The 16519-nt window shown below is 39.2% G+C and carries 11 protein-coding genes, 1 tRNA gene, 1 rRNA gene and 1 riboswitch; of the genes, 8 read left to right on the top strand and 5 right to left on the bottom strand.

Annotated elements, in window-relative coordinates; genetic code table 11:
• The first annotated feature begins 198 nt into the window (after positions 1–198).
• Positions 199–3152: ribosomal RNA gene (locus BN1243_RS08620) — 23S ribosomal RNA — on the top strand.
• A 160-nt stretch (positions 3153–3312) separates the two neighbouring features.
• Positions 3313–3386 (top strand) — tRNA-Met (locus BN1243_RS08615).
• Positions 3387–3922: 536 nt separating this feature from the next.
• Here the strand turns inward: BN1243_RS08615 and BN1243_RS08610 are convergent.
• The 5 genes from BN1243_RS08610 to BN1243_RS08590 form a co-directional block, all read right to left on the bottom strand.
• Positions 3923–4678 carry an amino acid ABC transporter ATP-binding protein gene (locus BN1243_RS08610; RefSeq protein ID WP_062105968.1) on the bottom strand — a complete coding sequence of 252 codons (756 nt, stop codon included), beginning with the start codon at positions 4676–4678 and terminating at the stop codon, positions 3923–3925.
• Between the two features lie 10 nt (positions 4679–4688).
• Positions 4689–5396: an amino acid ABC transporter permease gene (locus tag BN1243_RS08605; protein WP_062105966.1), complete on the bottom strand. Its 708-nt coding sequence runs from the start codon at positions 5394–5396 to the stop codon at positions 4689–4691.
• Between the two features lie 12 nt (positions 5397–5408).
• A complete protein-coding gene (locus BN1243_RS08600) occupies positions 5409–6116 on the bottom strand; it encodes an amino acid ABC transporter permease (protein WP_062105964.1) in 708 nt (235 codons plus the stop codon).
• Positions 6117–6182: 66 nt separating this feature from the next.
• The gene (locus tag BN1243_RS08595) at positions 6183–7028 is read right to left on the bottom strand and encodes a transporter substrate-binding domain-containing protein (protein ID WP_062105962.1); all 846 of its coding nucleotides are present in this window, start codon (positions 7026–7028) and stop codon (positions 6183–6185) included.
• A gap of 5 nt (positions 7029–7033) precedes the next feature.
• Entirely contained in the window at positions 7034–8197 is a 1164-nt protein-coding gene (locus BN1243_RS08590; RefSeq protein WP_062110522.1) for an acyl-CoA dehydrogenase family protein, read from the bottom strand.
• Positions 8198–8420: 223 nt separating this feature from the next.
• A riboswitch (SAM riboswitch) is annotated at positions 8421–8526 on the bottom strand.
• A 364-nt stretch (positions 8527–8890) separates the two neighbouring features.
• On the opposite strand from BN1243_RS08590, the gene BN1243_RS08585 reads away from it, so the two are divergent.
• The 6 genes from BN1243_RS08585 (at position 8891) to BN1243_RS08560 (ending at position 16519) form a co-directional block, all read left to right on the top strand.
• A complete protein-coding gene (locus BN1243_RS08585) occupies positions 8891–10111 on the top strand; it encodes an ROK family transcriptional regulator (RefSeq protein WP_062105960.1) in 1221 nt (406 codons plus the stop codon).
• Between the two features lie 35 nt (positions 10112–10146).
• Entirely contained in the window at positions 10147–10863 is a 717-nt protein-coding gene (locus BN1243_RS08580) for an endonuclease/exonuclease/phosphatase family protein (RefSeq protein ID WP_062105958.1), read from the top strand.
• Positions 10864–10952: 89 nt separating this feature from the next.
• Positions 10953–11942 (top strand): Gfo/Idh/MocA family protein, encoded by a 990-nt coding sequence (locus tag BN1243_RS08575; RefSeq protein ID WP_062105956.1) that lies wholly within the window; start codon positions 10953–10955, stop codon positions 11940–11942.
• A gap of 175 nt (positions 11943–12117) precedes the next feature.
• Positions 12118–13095: a Gfo/Idh/MocA family protein gene (locus BN1243_RS08570; RefSeq protein WP_062110520.1), complete on the top strand. Its 978-nt coding sequence runs from the start codon at positions 12118–12120 to the stop codon at positions 13093–13095.
• 206 nt (positions 13096–13301) lie between these two features.
• A complete protein-coding gene (locus tag BN1243_RS08565; RefSeq protein WP_230200146.1) occupies positions 13302–14924 on the top strand; it encodes a type 2 periplasmic-binding domain-containing protein in 1623 nt (540 codons plus the stop codon).
• 677 nt (positions 14925–15601) lie between these two features.
• Entirely contained in the window at positions 15602–16519 is a 918-nt protein-coding gene (locus tag BN1243_RS08560) for an ABC transporter permease (protein WP_062110516.1), read from the top strand.

Genomic DNA, 16519 nt, shown 5'->3' with positions numbered 1-16519 from the left:
AAATGAGAAGATATAAACCGAGAAACATTCACCTTACGGAGAATTCCGTAAGAAAACTAGTAAGACCTTATTAAGGTCGAGCAAGGAGAAGCGAGAAGATCAAGGAAGCAAATGAGTGAGCGCCGGAGCGTATATAATACGTGAGGATGCGAATGAATGAAGCTGACGCAGAGATTCGAAGCTTATCATTGCACGAACGATTAAGTTAGTAAGGGCGCACGGTGGATGCCTTGGCACTAGGAGCCGATGAAGGACGGGACTAACACCGAAATGCTTCGGGGAGCTGTAAGTAAGCTTCGATCCGGAGATTTCCGAATGGGGAAACCCTCTGCTCGTAATGGGGCAGAATCCATTTCTGAATACATAGGAAATGGAAGGCAGACCCGGGGAACTGAAACATCTCAGTACCCGGAGGAAGAGAAAGAAAAATCGATTCCCCGAGTAGCGGCGAGCGAAACGGGAAAAGCCCAAACCAAGAGGCTTGCCTCTTGGGGTTGTAGGACACTCTATACGGAGTTACAAAAGGATGATGTAGACGAAGCGGTCTGGAAAGGCCGGCCACAGAAGGTAACAGCCCTGTAGTCGAAATGTCATCCCCTCCTGAGTGGATCCTGAGTACGGCGGGACACGTGAAATCCCGTCGGAAGCTGGGAGGACCATCTCCCAAGGCTAAATACTCCCTAGTGACCGATAGTGAACCAGTACCGTGAGGGAAAGGTGAAAAGCACCCCGGAAGGGGAGTGAAATAGATCCTGAAACCGTGTGCCTACAAATAGTCAAAGCATGGATGCGTATTTCCCTATGGGAAAACGCTGTGTGATGGCGTGCCTTTTGTAGAATGAACCGGCGAGTTACGATTTCATGCAAGGTTAAGTTGAAGAGACGGAGCCGCAGCGAAAGCGAGTCTGAATAGGGCGCATATAGTATGAGGTCGTAGACCCGAAACCAGGTGATCTACCCATGTCCAGGGTGAAGGTAAGGTAACACTTACTGGAGGCCCGAACCCACGTACGTTGAAAAGTGCGGGGATGAGGTGTGGGTAGCGGTGAAATTCCAATCGAACCTGGAGATAGCTGGTTCTCTCCGAAATAGCTTTAGGGCTAGCCTTGAGAAAGAGTCTTGGAGGTAGAGCACTGTTTGGACGAGGGGCCCTCATCGGGTTACCGAATTCAGACAAACTCCGAATGCCAAAGACTTGATTCTCAGGAGTCAGACTGCGAGTGATAAGATCCGTAGTCGAGAGGGAAACAGCCCAGACCGCCAGCTAAGGTCCCCAAGTATCCGTTAAGTGGAAAAGGATGTGGAGTTGCTTAGACAACCAGGATGTTGGCTTAGAAGCAGCCACCATTTAAAGAGTGCGTAATAGCTCACTGGTCGAGTGACTCTGCGCCGAAAATGTATCGGGGCTAAACGGATCACCGAAGCTGCGGATTGACACCGTAGGTGTCAGTGGTAGGAGAGCGTTCCAAGGGCTGTGAAGCCAGACCGGAAGGACTGGTGGAGCGCTTGGAAGTGAGAATGCCGGTATGAGTAGCGAAAGAAGGGTGAGAATCCCTTCCACCGAATGCCTAAGGTTTCCTGAGGAAGGCTCGTCCGCTCAGGGTTAGTCGGGACCTAAGCCGAGGCTGAAAAGCGTAGGCGATGGATAACAGGTCGATATTCCTGTACCACCTCCCCGCCGTTTGAGTAATGGGGGGACGCAGGAGGATAGGGTAAGCGCGCTGCTGGATATGCGCGTCCAAGCCGTTAGGCTGAAGAGGAGGCAAATCCTTCTCTTTAAAGCGGAGCGGTGATGGCGAGGGAAATATAGTACCGAAGTTCCTGATTCCACACTGCCAAGAAAAGCCTCTAGCGAGGCGGGAGGTGCCCGTACCGCAAACCGACACAGGTAGGCGAGGAGAGAATCCTAAGGTGATCGAGAGAACTCTCGTTAAGGAACTCGGCAAAATGACCCCGTAACTTCGGGAGAAGGGGTGCTCTTTTGGGTGAAAGCCCGAGAGAGCCGCAGTGAATAGGCCCAGGCGACTGTTTAGCAAAAACACAGGTCTCTGCGAAGCCGCAAGGCGAAGTATAGGGGCTGACGCCTGCCCGGTGCTGGAAGGTTAAGAGGAGTGCTTAGGCGCAAGCCGAAGGTACGAATTGAAGCCCCAGTAAACGGCGGCCGTAACTATAACGGTCCTAAGGTAGCGAAATTCCTTGTCGGGTAAGTTCCGACCCGCACGAAAGGCGCAACGATCTGGGCACTGTCTCAACGAGAGACTCGGTGAAATTATAGTACCTGTGAAGATGCAGGTTACCCGCGACAGGACGGAAAGACCCCGTGGAGCTTTACTGCAGCCTGATATGGAATGTTGGTGCAGCTTGTACAGGATAGGTAGGAGCCGTCGAAGCAGGAGCGCCAGCTTCTGTGGAGGCATCGGTGGGATACTACCCTTGCTGTACTGACATTCTAACCCGCACCCGTGATCCGGGTGGGAGACAGTGTCAGGCAGGCAGTTTGACTGGGGCGGTCGCCTCCTAAAGAGTAACGGAGGCGCCCAAAGGTTCCCTCAGAATGGTTGGAAATCATTCGCAGAGTGTAAAGGCACAAGGGAGCTTGACTGCGAGACCTACAAGTCGAGCAGGGACGAAAGTCGGGCTTAGTGATCCGGTGGTTCCGCATGGAAGGGCCATCGCTCAACGGATAAAAGCTACCCCGGGGATAACAGGCTTATCTCCCCCAAGAGTTCACATCGACGGGGAGGTTTGGCACCTCGATGTCGGCTCATCGCATCCTGGGGCTGTAGTCGGTCCCAAGGGTTGGGCTGTTCGCCCATTAAAGCGGTACGCGAGCTGGGTTCAGAACGTCGTGAGACAGTTCGGTCCCTATCCGTCGCGGGCGCAGGAAATTTGAGAGGAGCTGTCCTTAGTACGAGAGGACCGGGATGGACGCACCGCTGGTGTACCAGTTGTCTCGCCAGAGGCATAGCTGGGTAGCTATGTGCGGAAGGGATAAGTGCTGAAAGCATCTAAGCATGAAGCCCCCCTCAAGATGAGATTTCCCTTGGTTTATACCATAAGACCCCTGAAAGATGATCAGGTTGATAGGTCCGAGGTGGAAGTGTGGCGACACATGAAGCTGACGGATACTAATCGGTCAAGGACTTAACCTATGTATGAAGCTGAGTAGTTTTCTAACGACTTAGCACTTGAGCTAGATTAAATAAGAAACGACGATTAATTATAATGAAATTTTTATGTTATCTAGTTTTGAATGAATAAATAACTTAAGTTTTGTTAAGAATAGTGTATGTAAGGGATTATTACTATTATCGCGGAGTGGAGCAGTCTGGTAGCTCGTCGGGCTCATAACCCGAAGGTCGTAGGTTCAAATCCTGCCTCCGCAATAGGTTTACTACTTATATAAAAATTAATCTCCTTTATAATGGACAGGAAAGTTACGAGAATCTGCCTATTATAAAGGAGATTTTATTTGTTTAACATTAACAGCTTTCTGAAGAAATTCCCCTTCCTCAAGTCAAGCCTGTGAAGGGCAGGAACGGGATGAAATTCGGTTGGCACTAACCAAACATTTGATTGTCTTGTTCACTGTTCAGTCGTAAAATGTATTGGAAATCAAAAACAGTTAAAATAAAGACAATTACCACAACATTCAAACTCAACTCCCTTCTTAACATGGGTGGAAATATCGTTTAAAAGCCATTGATGACACGGTCTCACCTAGATTGAAAGATTTTATCGAAAATAGTGAGGGAAAATTATCACATAAAGGTCAAAGAATGCCAACAGTCAGCCTCTCATGTCCCATCCGCATGAAAAAGCTGCGCGAAAGGGTCATGAGAACACCTCTCATGTCCCATCCCTCATAAAAGTCACCCAAAGTGCCACGAAACGTTATAAGTTACAATTTTCTGCTAATTATCTAAATATAATACGTATAATCTTCCGCTAAAATTCTCTTTAAGAACTGTTTTGTTCGTTCCTTTTTTGGTTTGCTAAATATATCCTTTGGTGTTCCTTCCTCAACAACGACTCCGCCGTCCATAAAAAGAACTCGATTTGCTACATTTTGTGCAAACGACATTTCATGTGTAACAACAAGCATGGTAGTTCCTTCATTTGCGATATCTTTCATGACATTTAATACCTCTCCGACCAATTCGGGATCTAAGGCGGAAGTAGGTTCATCAAATAAAATTATATCGGGATTTAAAGCTACAGCTCTTGCAATGCCAACTCTCTGTTGCTGTCCCCCAGACAGTTCGCTTGGATAGGAGTTGTATTTTTCTGATAGTCCTACTTTATTTAATGCCTTTTTTCCAATATCTTCAGCTTTGGTTTTTGAGACTTTTCGTCCAATGATCAATCCCTCTGTAACATTTTCCAGAGCAGTTTTATTATGAAACAAATTATAATTTTGAAAAACGAAAGCCACTTTTTGTCTTATTTGATGGATTTGTTTCTTGGTAGCTGAATGTAAATCAACCTGAATATCTCCAAAAGAGGCCTCACCTTGATCCGCCTTTTCCAAAAAATTGATACATCTGAGGAATGTTGTTTTCCCCGAGCCACTTGGACCGATAATAACAACAACATCCCCCTTATCAATAGTCAGATCAACACCTTTCAAAATTTCATTTTTGCCAAAGGATTTATGAACATTTCTAATTTCTAACATGCGCCTCACCTCATGCACTAGCAATTTTATATTTAGTTAATCGTTTCTCGTACCACTTAAATAAATGTTCAACTGCACTACAAATAATTAGGTATACAAGAAAGATATCGATATAGGCTTCGACATAGTTGTAGCCAACGTTTGCTGCTACTTGGGCTTTCAACGTTATTTCATGCAAGGACATAGCGTACCCTAAGGAGGTAGCTTTAATGAGATTAACAGTTGTTGTGCAAATATTTGGTAACGCTACAACTAAAGTTTGGGGGATAATAATTCGGCGAAATGCCTGTAAGTTCGTCAATCCAATAGATAAGGCTGCTTCCAATTGTCCTTTATTTACGGTGCTAATAGCTGAACGAAACACTTCAATTAGAACAGCAACCGTGTTTAGTGAAAAGACGATAAATGCGTACCAAATAGGATTAATATCATATACACTCATTTGAATACTAAATTTCTCAAATAGGGCAGAGAGTATTAAGGGTAAACTATTGTAGATGATGAAGATTTGAACGATTACAGGTGTTCCGCGTATAAAAGAAACATATACGCGCGAAAACTGATTTAAAATCGGAATGCGATTGATTCTTGTTAATGCTAGTAAAAACCCTATTGGTGAAGCAATTAAGAGTGCTACGACAGTAATAAGTAATGCAACAGGCACCCCCGATAAAGCAACAAAAAATGTATCTATTAGGAAATTAAAATCTAGAGTCACTCTGTCACCCTCTTACACACTTTTGATTACCTGCTTTCCTTTACTAAACAATTTCTCCAGTTTCAGGAAAAATTGTTCGATGGCAATGGAAAGTACCCAGTAAATAATGGACAACGCAATATAGATTTCTAATGCATGAGAATTATAGTTACTAGCAATAATCATATTCGCCTTTCCCATTACATCAATTAACCCGATTGTATAGGCAAGAGAACCTTCCTTTAGCAATTCTAGTAACCCATTCCCAAAGTTTGGTAAAGCGACAACAAATGCTTGGGGGAAAATGATCCGCCTATATGCTTGGAAAGGGCTGAGACCAACACTTACCGCAGCTTCAAACTGACCTTTGTCAATAGATTCATAGGAAGACCGAATCACCTCAGACATAATCGCAGCAAATTGTAACGTAAAAGTTAGCACGACGAAAAACGCTTTATCAATGTCATTAAGATCAATTCCAAAATTAATAAATATCGCTGGCACTCCGTAATAGACAAGAAACAATAGTACAATCGACGGAGTGCAACGCAAAATTGTTGTATATCCATTTGCTAGTTTTTGTGCAATCTTATTATTTCCGACTTTCATCGCGGCTAAAACAAGACCTAGCAATGTACCGAATAGCACGGATAAACTAACGACCAAAAAAGTCATTTTTAAAAATGGAATTAGTGCGGGGAAAGCCCCCCAAATATAGGATGCATCAAAGTATTTTTGCATCAATTTTCACCATCTTTATTCACGTTATTAGATAGCTAAAAAATGTATCGTTTTGTTTTTTTATACTTATCTCTCTACTGTATCTAACACTTCAAAAAGGTCTCGATTGTAAAATTGCACCATTAGTTCGTTTAGTTTCTTTTCCTCTTTTAATTGTTTAATCGCTTTATCATAAGCATCTGCAAATTTTTGTTCCTTTTTATTGAATAATGGCCACGTTTTGATCACATCAAATTCATTGTAGACAACGTCATTTACTAAATTATGATATGGCCCATCTTCGGCAAGGACCTGCTTTTCAAATGGTCCTTCAATGGATACTCCTCCATCAACACGTCCTTCGTTGACCCATTGGATAACATCAACTGAAAAACTGTCACCAGCTTGAAGTTTAACAGGGTTGTCAGGGTATTTTTCGTTATACTCATCAATAACTGTATATTGTGCATTATTAGCTGCAATAGGTGCTAATGACATACCAGCTGAAGCAAAATCTTCAAGAGATTTAATATGTGCGTTTTCCTTTTTTAGCACTAGACCAATGCTGCTTAAGCCAAGAAATTCCTTAGGGAAGATAAATTTTTCCGTTCTTTCTTCTGTCCAGAAAGCATTTTTTACCCCAACTTGATATTTTCCTTGCGTCACTCCTACTAATAGATCATCACTTGATGTTCCTACGAACTCAAATTCATATTCGGGTAATAGTTCATCAACTAATTTCATTACTTCGACATCATAGCCTGTGGGGTTTCCTTTTTCATCCAACCATGAAATAGGCTTAGAGGCTTGATCATAGGCAACTTTAACTTTAGTAATTCCTGAATCTCCAGTCGTGGACTTACTTCCGCATCCAGTCAATAAAAGGAAGAAAGCAAAGCCTAGCAACATGTGGATTAAATATTTTCTTTTCATATTAATCATCTCCCGTTTCTTTTATCATCTTCAATAGCAGTAACTGCCAATTTTTTGATCGTCATATCATCCATTGGAGGATTGTGTAAGCCAGCCCTAACATCACGATAATATCGTTGTAAAGGGTTTGATAGTTGCAAACTTTTTGCCCCAACTACTCGCATAGCTTTATCGACAATTGCCAAGCTTGTGTTTGTAACAGTATGTTTAGCTGCAGCAATTTCATTAGTAAGATAAGGTCTGCGCTCCTCATCGTCATAGGCTTCTGCTACGCTATATAATAAATGTCTAGCCTTTATTAACTCTAACTCAATTTCTCCTAAATGTTGCTGGACATTAGGGAGTTCGCTAATGGGACCGCTCAAACTATTAGGTGAATGTACGTTAGCAAAATGAACAGCATAATCACGGGCTGCTTGTGCAATACCTAGATAAGTAGAAGGGATATGAAGGAGCCAACCACTAAAGTTTCCTCCTCCTTTTTGGGTAGGTAGTTCAACAAGTTTAGATTCGTCAACTGTAACATTTTCTAGGACTAGATCATGGCTTCCAGTTCCTCTCATCGAAATAACATTCCATGTTTCATCTATACTTAGACCATCTAAGTCCTTATGAAGAAGGAAAAAGCCAATCCCTTGCTTTTCCTCAATCCAAGCTGAAGTTAGAAAGTACGTTAAAACGGGCGATGCTGTGGTAAAAGTCTTTCGTCCATTGATTACCCATTTTCCATCTTGCTTGACAGCTTTTGTACCAGGACGCCCACCTCTAGTTGGACTACCTGTTTGTGCTTCACTAACAGAACGATTTACAATTGCTCCGTTTCTAATTTCTTTTGCTAAAAAATCAAGATCAGTATCGTTCCATTGCTTTTTCTCAAAGATCTCTCCAATCGTGCCAAGGTGCCATCCGATGGAAAGAGCGGTGTTTGCGTCATAACTTGCCAATATTTCTTGAACAAGAACCATATCGTAGGTTTTTAAACCTGCACCGCCATATTTTTGAGGGAGTGTAATACTTAAATAGCCAAGATCAACAAGATCTTGAATGTTTTCGATAGGAAAGATACTTTCTTGATCAATTTTTGCGGAGTTATTCTTAAACTTATCTCCCTCTTCCCTCAGTTTCTCTACCCATTGTCGTTGTAATTCAGTTTTTACAAATAAGTTCAGCACGTAAATTCCTCCTATTGTAGATTTTGATAAAACATATAAGTTTAGTTGGTTTTAATTACAAAAAAACCTAATAAGTATGGTTTTACTATATGTTAGTGAAAATAATAGTTATGGGCTAAGTTCCTAAAAAGAGTAATAAATTTATAGGAGTCCATAACCTTTTCCAGCGTAAAAAAAAATACTTCCCGGAGTAAGAGGAAGTGGTGGATGAATACTCTTACTCTTATCTCTCAAGATTCAATCTTGCTGGATTTAGCACCTTTTCTGTTTTCAGAAAGGTTGCTGAAGCTTCAACGGGCCAGACCCTAGGCTTCTCGTGATAAGAACATTTTTATTTTCACTTGTCTGAAAATTATGGTATAGGAAGTAGATGAATTTGTCAATAGTTAAATATAACAATTTTCATCGGAATTATTGGTTATAAAAAGATGATTTTACATTAAAATTATATTCCTGAATCTCCATAAATAAAACTGTGGGAGACACGGAAAACTATATGAACTTTAGGATACTTAACCAGCACAAATGCTAGTGGGATCTATTTTTTAGCGAAGGAACTCATATATTGTTGAATATGTTCATAATCATATGTCGAAAAAGTCTTGCATTTGAATCTAATCTGAATTATTATGAGATAAATCAACTTGATTAATCGATAAATATTTCAAACTGCGATTAATGGATGTTAATGTGAGCACTATCATTATTTATGTAACCGTTTTCTATAGGGAGAAAGGAATCATTAGTGGGATGAAATTAGAAAATGTATCAAATAGTCAAATGATTAAAGAAATTAATCAGCAAAAAGTGTTGCGTCTTATTTTTACAGAGGGACCAATTGCACGTGTAGAAATAGCTAGAAAAACAGGTTTGACTCAACAAACAATCACAAATATTGTTAATCGTTTGCTGAAGAAAAATATCATTTTTGAGTCGAACGCTATTTTAAGCGGTACTAAACGGAGGCCGATTCCGCTTGAAATTAATAGTTCAAATTTGTATTGTATAGGGATAGAATTAGCTGTTACATATGTTCGGGGTACTTTAATGGATTTTCAGAATAACATTTTAAAAGAAGTAACCGAGGTTGTTCCACGATATGAGCATGAGCAGCATCCAATGCAGTTCATTTATAAAGTAATAGATCATTTGCTTCAATATGTTCCTGATTTAAATGGATTAAAAGGGATCGGATTCAGTATACAGGGATTAGTAGATTCCGAGAATGGTGTTGTGATCTATTCTCCAGGATTACGCTGGAAAAATTTCCACCTTAGGGATATACTTCAGGGGGAATATGGTTTTCCTATTTTTCTAGAAAATGATGCTAATTTATTGGCACTAGTAGAAAGTTTGAATGGCCAACTAGCCGATTCAAAACAAAGCATCACCTATAAATTTGATTATGGCATTGGAAGTGCAATGGTTTTGCAACGTCAATTACTACATGGTGCTAATTTTGTTGCCGGCGAATTTGGACATTATAAGGCTTTTTCAGGGGAGTATGCCATAAAATGTCATTGTGGCGCTGAAGGTTGTTTGACAACACTAGCTTCTATAAGTGGATTAAGACGATATGGGGTAGATTTTGATGAATTTGAATCTAAAGTTCGTCAAAATGATTCAGAAGCTCTGAAGCTATTTCAAACGATTTGTTCCGCAATGGGACTTGCAGTTGCTAATTCTATTACATTATTAAACCCTGAACACATAATGTTCACGGGAAAAGTTATAGATCGGATGGAGGATATTCTTATGCCGATTTTAGAAAGAGAAATTAAAAAACTTGTACCAGAATCATGTGCAGATGTAAAAATTCTTAAATTAAGTCAAACTCCAGATGAATCTGGATCCGCAGCAGGTCTTGTCATGAATCATTTTTTTGATGTTCCATTTGATAAGTTTTATTAAAGCATCCATATACATAAAGTTGGGAGTGACCATAGATGAAAATAATGTCCTATAATATTCACCATGGAGAAGGACTTGATGAAGTATTATCACTTGAAAGAATCGCAAAGATCATTCGGGATGAAAAGGCTACAATTGTAGGGTTACAAGAGGTTGACCGAAACTTTGGGGAGAGAAGTGATTTTCAAGATCAAGCAAAAGAATTAGCAAAGTTACTGGATTATCATTATGTCTACGCTGCAAACATTGACATTGCTCATACTGATGGACAAGCAGAAAATCAACAATATGGCAACGCTATTCTAAGTATGTATCCTATTAAGGATTCCGAAAATATTCCACTGACAAGTTATGAAGATGAACCTAGAGGATTATTGCGGGCATTGATTGATGTATGTGGAACGCAACTTCACGTTTTTAATACTCACCTTTCCTTAGAATCTAGAAGTAAACGTGAACAAGTAAAAGAAATAGTCGAATGGACCAAAAATTTTGAAGGCTCTAAAGTATTGATTGGAGACTTTAATTCAGAACCTGATAGTGAAGAGATTCAAGCACTACTGGGTAAATCAGACTTAATAGATTGTTTTGAGGATATAGCAGACAATGCATCCTATCCTTCTGATAACCCAGAAATAAGAATTGATTATATCTTTGCATCTAGGCAATTAGAGATACTTAACCAAAGTGCCCTTATGAGAGAAGGTTCTGATCATCTGCCAATTATTGCAGAAATGAAGTTTAGAAGGTAGGGTAGCACTTACCTGGTTTGCAAAAAGTTTTAATAAAATGTTTTTCAGAAGAAGGCCAAATACACTTGAAGCGAAGTAGGAGTGAAAAAATGCAATTTGTTTTATTAGTTGGTGCAGGGTCTATGGGAAAAACACATCTAAGAGCTTATCAAAAAATGGAGAATGTAAAGGTTACGGGGATTGTAGACATCCGTAACCCCTCTCTTTTACGTTTAAAAGAAACGGAATATTCATTTTTTCGAACCCTTGAAGAGGCAATAGAAACTTTAGATAGGGTAGATGTCATTGATATTTGTCTGCCAACATTTTTGCATAAAGAGTTTGTAGAAAAGGCCGCAAAACTTGGGAAACATATCATATGTGAGAAACCGATTGCTGGATCTTTGGAAGATGCTACAAGCATGATCGAAACATGCAAAGCTAATGGAGTGCAATTATATATCGGTCAAGTTACTAGATTCTTTCCTGAGTACGTGAGAGCAAAGGAACTGGTTGAGGCAGGTGCGATTGGAAAACCAGGAATGATTCGAACTACTCGCAATGGGAACTTCCCTAAAAATGCTTGGAATGACTGGTTCGCCAATTTTCAAAGTAGTGGTGGTGTTATTTTAGACTTACTGATCCATGACTTTGATTTTTTAAGATGGTGCTTCGGAGAAGTTAAGAGAGTATACGCGAAAAGTCTTACAGGACGAGAATACAGGAAAAAAGATTATGCACTTGTGACACTACGCTTTGAAAGCGGTGTAATTGCACATGTTGAAGGCAGTTGGGCTCATGATGGCTTCTATAAAACTTTCGAATTTGCCGGAGATAAGGGGAATTTCGAATATGATAGCAGGAGTTGTTCAATCAAAACAGTCATCGAAAATCAGGTTGTCGGAGAAGGCTATAAGACTATAAACCAAAGCCCATTAAATGAATCCCCTTACTATCGAGAATTAGTACACTTTATCGACTGTATTGAGACTGGAAAGCGATCGATAATATCTCCAGAGGATGCCTATAAAGCAGTTGAAATAGCCTTAGCTGCGAATAAGTCTATCCAAATCAACGAACCGGTACATTTAAACAATTAATACAAGTGTCAAGAAAAGATTGAGTATTCCGTATTGCCATTGTAATCAATTGAATTTAACTACATTTAAAATTACAAAATCTTAATATTGCATTCACTTAAAATTGATAAATGATAGATAAGATAAATTTATAAAGGATGGAATACTCAGTTCGGGAGGGGACAGAGTGAAGAAAATCAAGGTTGGAATTATTAGCTTTGCACATGGTCACGGACATAGTTATGCAAATGCTTTAAGGGAAATAGAGAATGTGAAGTTAGTAGGCATTGCAGATGATAATATGGAACGTGGGCAAAAGGCTGCAGATAAATATCAAGCAAGCTATTACGATACATACGAAAAACTGCTTCAACAAGATATAGATGCGGTTATTATTACTTCAGAAAATGCCAAACACTGTGAACATGTCGTTGCGGCAGCGAAAGCAAAAAAACATATACTATGCGAAAAACCATTATCTACTACAGTAGAAGATGCTTGGAAAATGATAGATGTATGTCAAAAAAATAAAGTGATACTTCAAACTGCTTTTCCAGTTCGCTTTAATACTTCGATTGCAAATGCCAAGAATGCTATAGATTCCGGGAAGATTGGCAGAGTCTTATCTATCAAAGGAACAAATCGCGGGTGGAATCCAGGTGGTTGGTTGATCGATAAGAAATTATCTGGAGGTGGAGCTGTTATTGACCATACTGTCCACCTATTAGATATTATGCGGTGGTATTTGGGAGCAGAAGTCAAAGAGGTGTATGCAGAATCAGGTCAATTATTTTCAGATCAAGTTCACCCAATTGATGATGCAGGAATTGTGACATTGGAGTTTACAAATGGAGTGTTTGCGACGATTGATTGTAGTTGGTCAAGAAGTAAAAGCTATCCTAAAGGGGGTGATGTAACACTAGAAATTGTAGGAACAGATGGTGTTTTAAATATCATTACAAATAAGCAAAGCATTCATGTGTATTCAGATGAAATCGGGGTTGTCGAAAGTTTTTGGGGCGATAATATGAATCTAGGTTTAGTTCAAGATTTTATTGAAAATATTAGGGGAAATAAGGAACCATCAATCTCAGGTTATGATGGTCTTAAAGCAGTCGAAGTAGCTCTAGCCGCATATCGATCATCTGAAACACATAAACTGGTACAACTATAAAAAAGCATAGTGTTTAAAGTCAAGAATTTCGATTGAAGGAGAAGCGTAGAGCTATGTTAAAGAAAGTATGGAGATAAGGCCATACATCTATCTTTGAAACTAGCTGAAAACGCTATCTTGGTAGTCCTCGACGCGCCACCTCATTTCCCAAGGTTAACGATGGAGACGGTACTAAGGAATATTGTATAAAAATTGGAGGGGTAATATTGAAGCCTTTTAAAAGTTCGCTATTTTTAATTATGATGGCCTTTATGTTAGTATTAACGGCATGTTCAGGGAAAACATCAGGACCGAAAGAACCTGAAATTGATGATAAACAAAAGGAAAATGTAAATCCTACTGGAATGCCGATTGTAAATGACAAGATTACGCTTAAGTTTATGGCAGGACAATCTGCATTATCTTCGAACAATTATAATGAAACTTTATTATGGAAAACTTATGAAGAAAAGTCTAACATTCATATAGATTGGGAATTAGTACCTGTCGATGGACGCGAGGAAAAGAGAAATCTAACGCTTGCTGGTTCAAGTCTGCCAGATGTATTTTATACAATGGCAATGCCAAATGAGGATTTACTAAAGTATGGACAGCAAGGCGTATTTGTTAAAATGAATGACTTAATTGAGGAATATATGCCTAATTTGACAGCACTAATGGAACAGTACCCTGAAATCCGTAAGGGAGCAACGTTTCCGGATGGGAATATGTATTCCATTCCAACAATTTATGATCCTGAGTTTACTTCCGTTCTAATTGGAGCAAAAGCATGGATCAGAAAAGACTGGCTTGAGCAGTTGAATATGGATATGCCAGAGACAACTGACGAGTTTTATAATTACTTGAAAGCGGTTAAAGAAACAGATTTGAATGGAAACGGAAAACATGATGAAGTTCCATATGGAGCAACTAGTATCTCTGGTTTGAGGAATATTTTAAAAGGAGCTTTCGGTGTCGGAAATAAAGGAAATAAGCAATCCTACCTTGATGAAGATCCTGAAACAAAGGAACTACGCTTCTTCCCAACCTCTGATGGATACAAAGAATTAATTGGATATCTGAATAAGCTCTATTCCGAAGGGTTGATCCAAGAAAATATTTACACTATTGATGCAAACCAAAGCTATGGAATGGGTTCTGATGGTCTCTATGGAAGCACAGTAATCACTAGTGCTGAAACGATTTATGGGGAAGCAGGAAAAGATTTTGTAGGTTTACCGGCGTTAGAAGGACCTGCTGGAAAAAAATATAACTCAATGACATCTTCGCTTGCTCATATGGGCGGATTTGTTGTTACAAATGTCAATGAAAATATACCGGCTACTTTGAGATGGTTAGACTATTTTTACAGTGAAGAGGGAGCCAAGTTATTTTTCATGGGAGTTGAAGGAGAAACCTTTGAAGTAGATGAAAAAGGGGATCTTCAATATTTGGATAAAATTACGAATAGTGCTGAAGGGTTGACAATGGAACAAGAATTATCAAAGTATATTACTTGGCTTGGTGGAGGATACCCTGGTATTGTTCGAGAAGCAACATTTAAAGGAGCTGAAAGTTTGCCTTCATCCATTGAAGCTGCAGAAAAGCTCCAACCAAATCTTCTTGATGAAGTATGGCCGAGTTTCACTTACACGGATGAAGAAAGTAAGCAACTATCTGGATTACAAGCCGATATCCACAAATATGTAGATGAAATGCAAGATAAGTTTATTACTGGAACAGAGCCGATGTCTAAGTGGGATGCATATGTTGATCAAGTAAAAACGATGGGGCTTGATAAATATATGGAAATCCAAAATGAAGCTTTAAAGAGATATAAAAATAACTAATATAGCTAAGTTTACATGGAATTGATAATTTGAAAATGAATGAGGTTGTTAGAAAGATATAATAAACAGCCTCATTTTTATTTCAAGGCAATACATATGTTGATCCTATCTAATGAAGTTTTCAATGGGATCTATTGGATTTAAGGGATCATACTAGCAGGCATAAGTGAGTAAGGCGAAAAATAACGTTTATTTATGTGAAGAAATAATATTTCACATTATTTCCTATTGATTTGAAAGGAGAATTCAAATATTATAAAAGTATAATACTCCCAAATTCTATAATCCAAAACAAAGTAGTATCGTTACCCTTTTTAATCAAAACACATTCTGTAATTGTTGAAAGCGTTTTATGGATTTTGTAAGGGGTTGCAAAGTCTTGCAGTCTTCAATCTGTACAATGGGATTATAAGGGAGTAAATGTTTTGAAAGCGGTTCTAAATTGAATTCTAGATTCTGCATTAAGAAAAAACAAAAAGAGGGTAAATTCCATTTTAAAAGACTTATAAACGATAAGGGGGGAGCTGGCGCAAAAATTGTTGAATCTCGTAAACAAGTAATATATGTAAAATAATGAAAAAAGCTCATTAGAATTAAAAAAGTAAAGTCACCAAGATAAATTAGAAGGGGGTTCTCGCATGCAATTAAAGAATGCTGAGGTTCAACAAACTGTAGTTATGCCCGGCAGTCGTCTATCACGGGGTTGGAAAAACTTTCTCAAAAGCTGGCAACTATATATATTTCTATTACCAGCCTTATCTTACTTTATTATATTTCACTATATTCCAATGTACGGTGTACAAATTGCCTTTAAGGACTTTTATGCCACGATGGGTATTATGGGAAGTCCATGGGCAGGATTTGAGCACTTTGAACGTTTCTTTAATTCATATTATTTCTGGAGATTGTTAAAGAACACATTAATCATTAGTGTTTATCAATTAGCATTGTTTCCATTGCCAATTATCTTTGCCTTAATGTTAAACGAACTAAGAAATGGTGCGTTTAAAAAGTGGTCACAAACACTTACATACGCTCCTCACTTCATTTCAGTCGTTGTTGTTGTCGGAATGATCATTGCCTTTTTAGATCCGACTACTGGTATTATCAACCATATTGTTCAATTGTTTGGTGGCGACCCTATTCAATTTTTGACAAGTCCGGGTTGGTTCCGACATATTTATGTCTGGTCTGGTCAGTGGCAAGGTTTAGGATGGGGAACGATTATTTATCTCGCCGCATTAGCGGGAGTTAATCCAGAACTGTTAGAGGCGGCTAAAGTGGATGGAGCAACAAGATTCCAAAGGATTATCCACATAAATATACCTACTATATTACCAACAGTTGTGGTATTGTTTATCCTCAACATCGGAAGTTTCATGTCAGTTGGATTTGAGAAAGTCTTACTATTACAGAACTCTTTGAACTCAGAAACATCGGATATCATTCAAACATTCGTATATGAAACCGGTTTATTGAATGGTCAATACAGTTTCGCTGCTGCGGTTGGTCTATTTGATTCAGTCATCAATATCATCCTGCTAGTAACGGTCAACCAAATTGCCAGAAAAGTTAGCGAAAACAGCTTATGGTAA

The organism is Bacillus niameyensis (assembly GCF_001375535.1).
Lineage (GTDB): Bacteria > Bacillota > Bacilli > Bacillales > Bacillaceae_C > Lederbergia > Lederbergia niameyensis.
The sequence above is the reverse complement of the archived record's forward strand: the minus strand, read 5'-3'. Positions and strand labels throughout refer to the sequence as shown.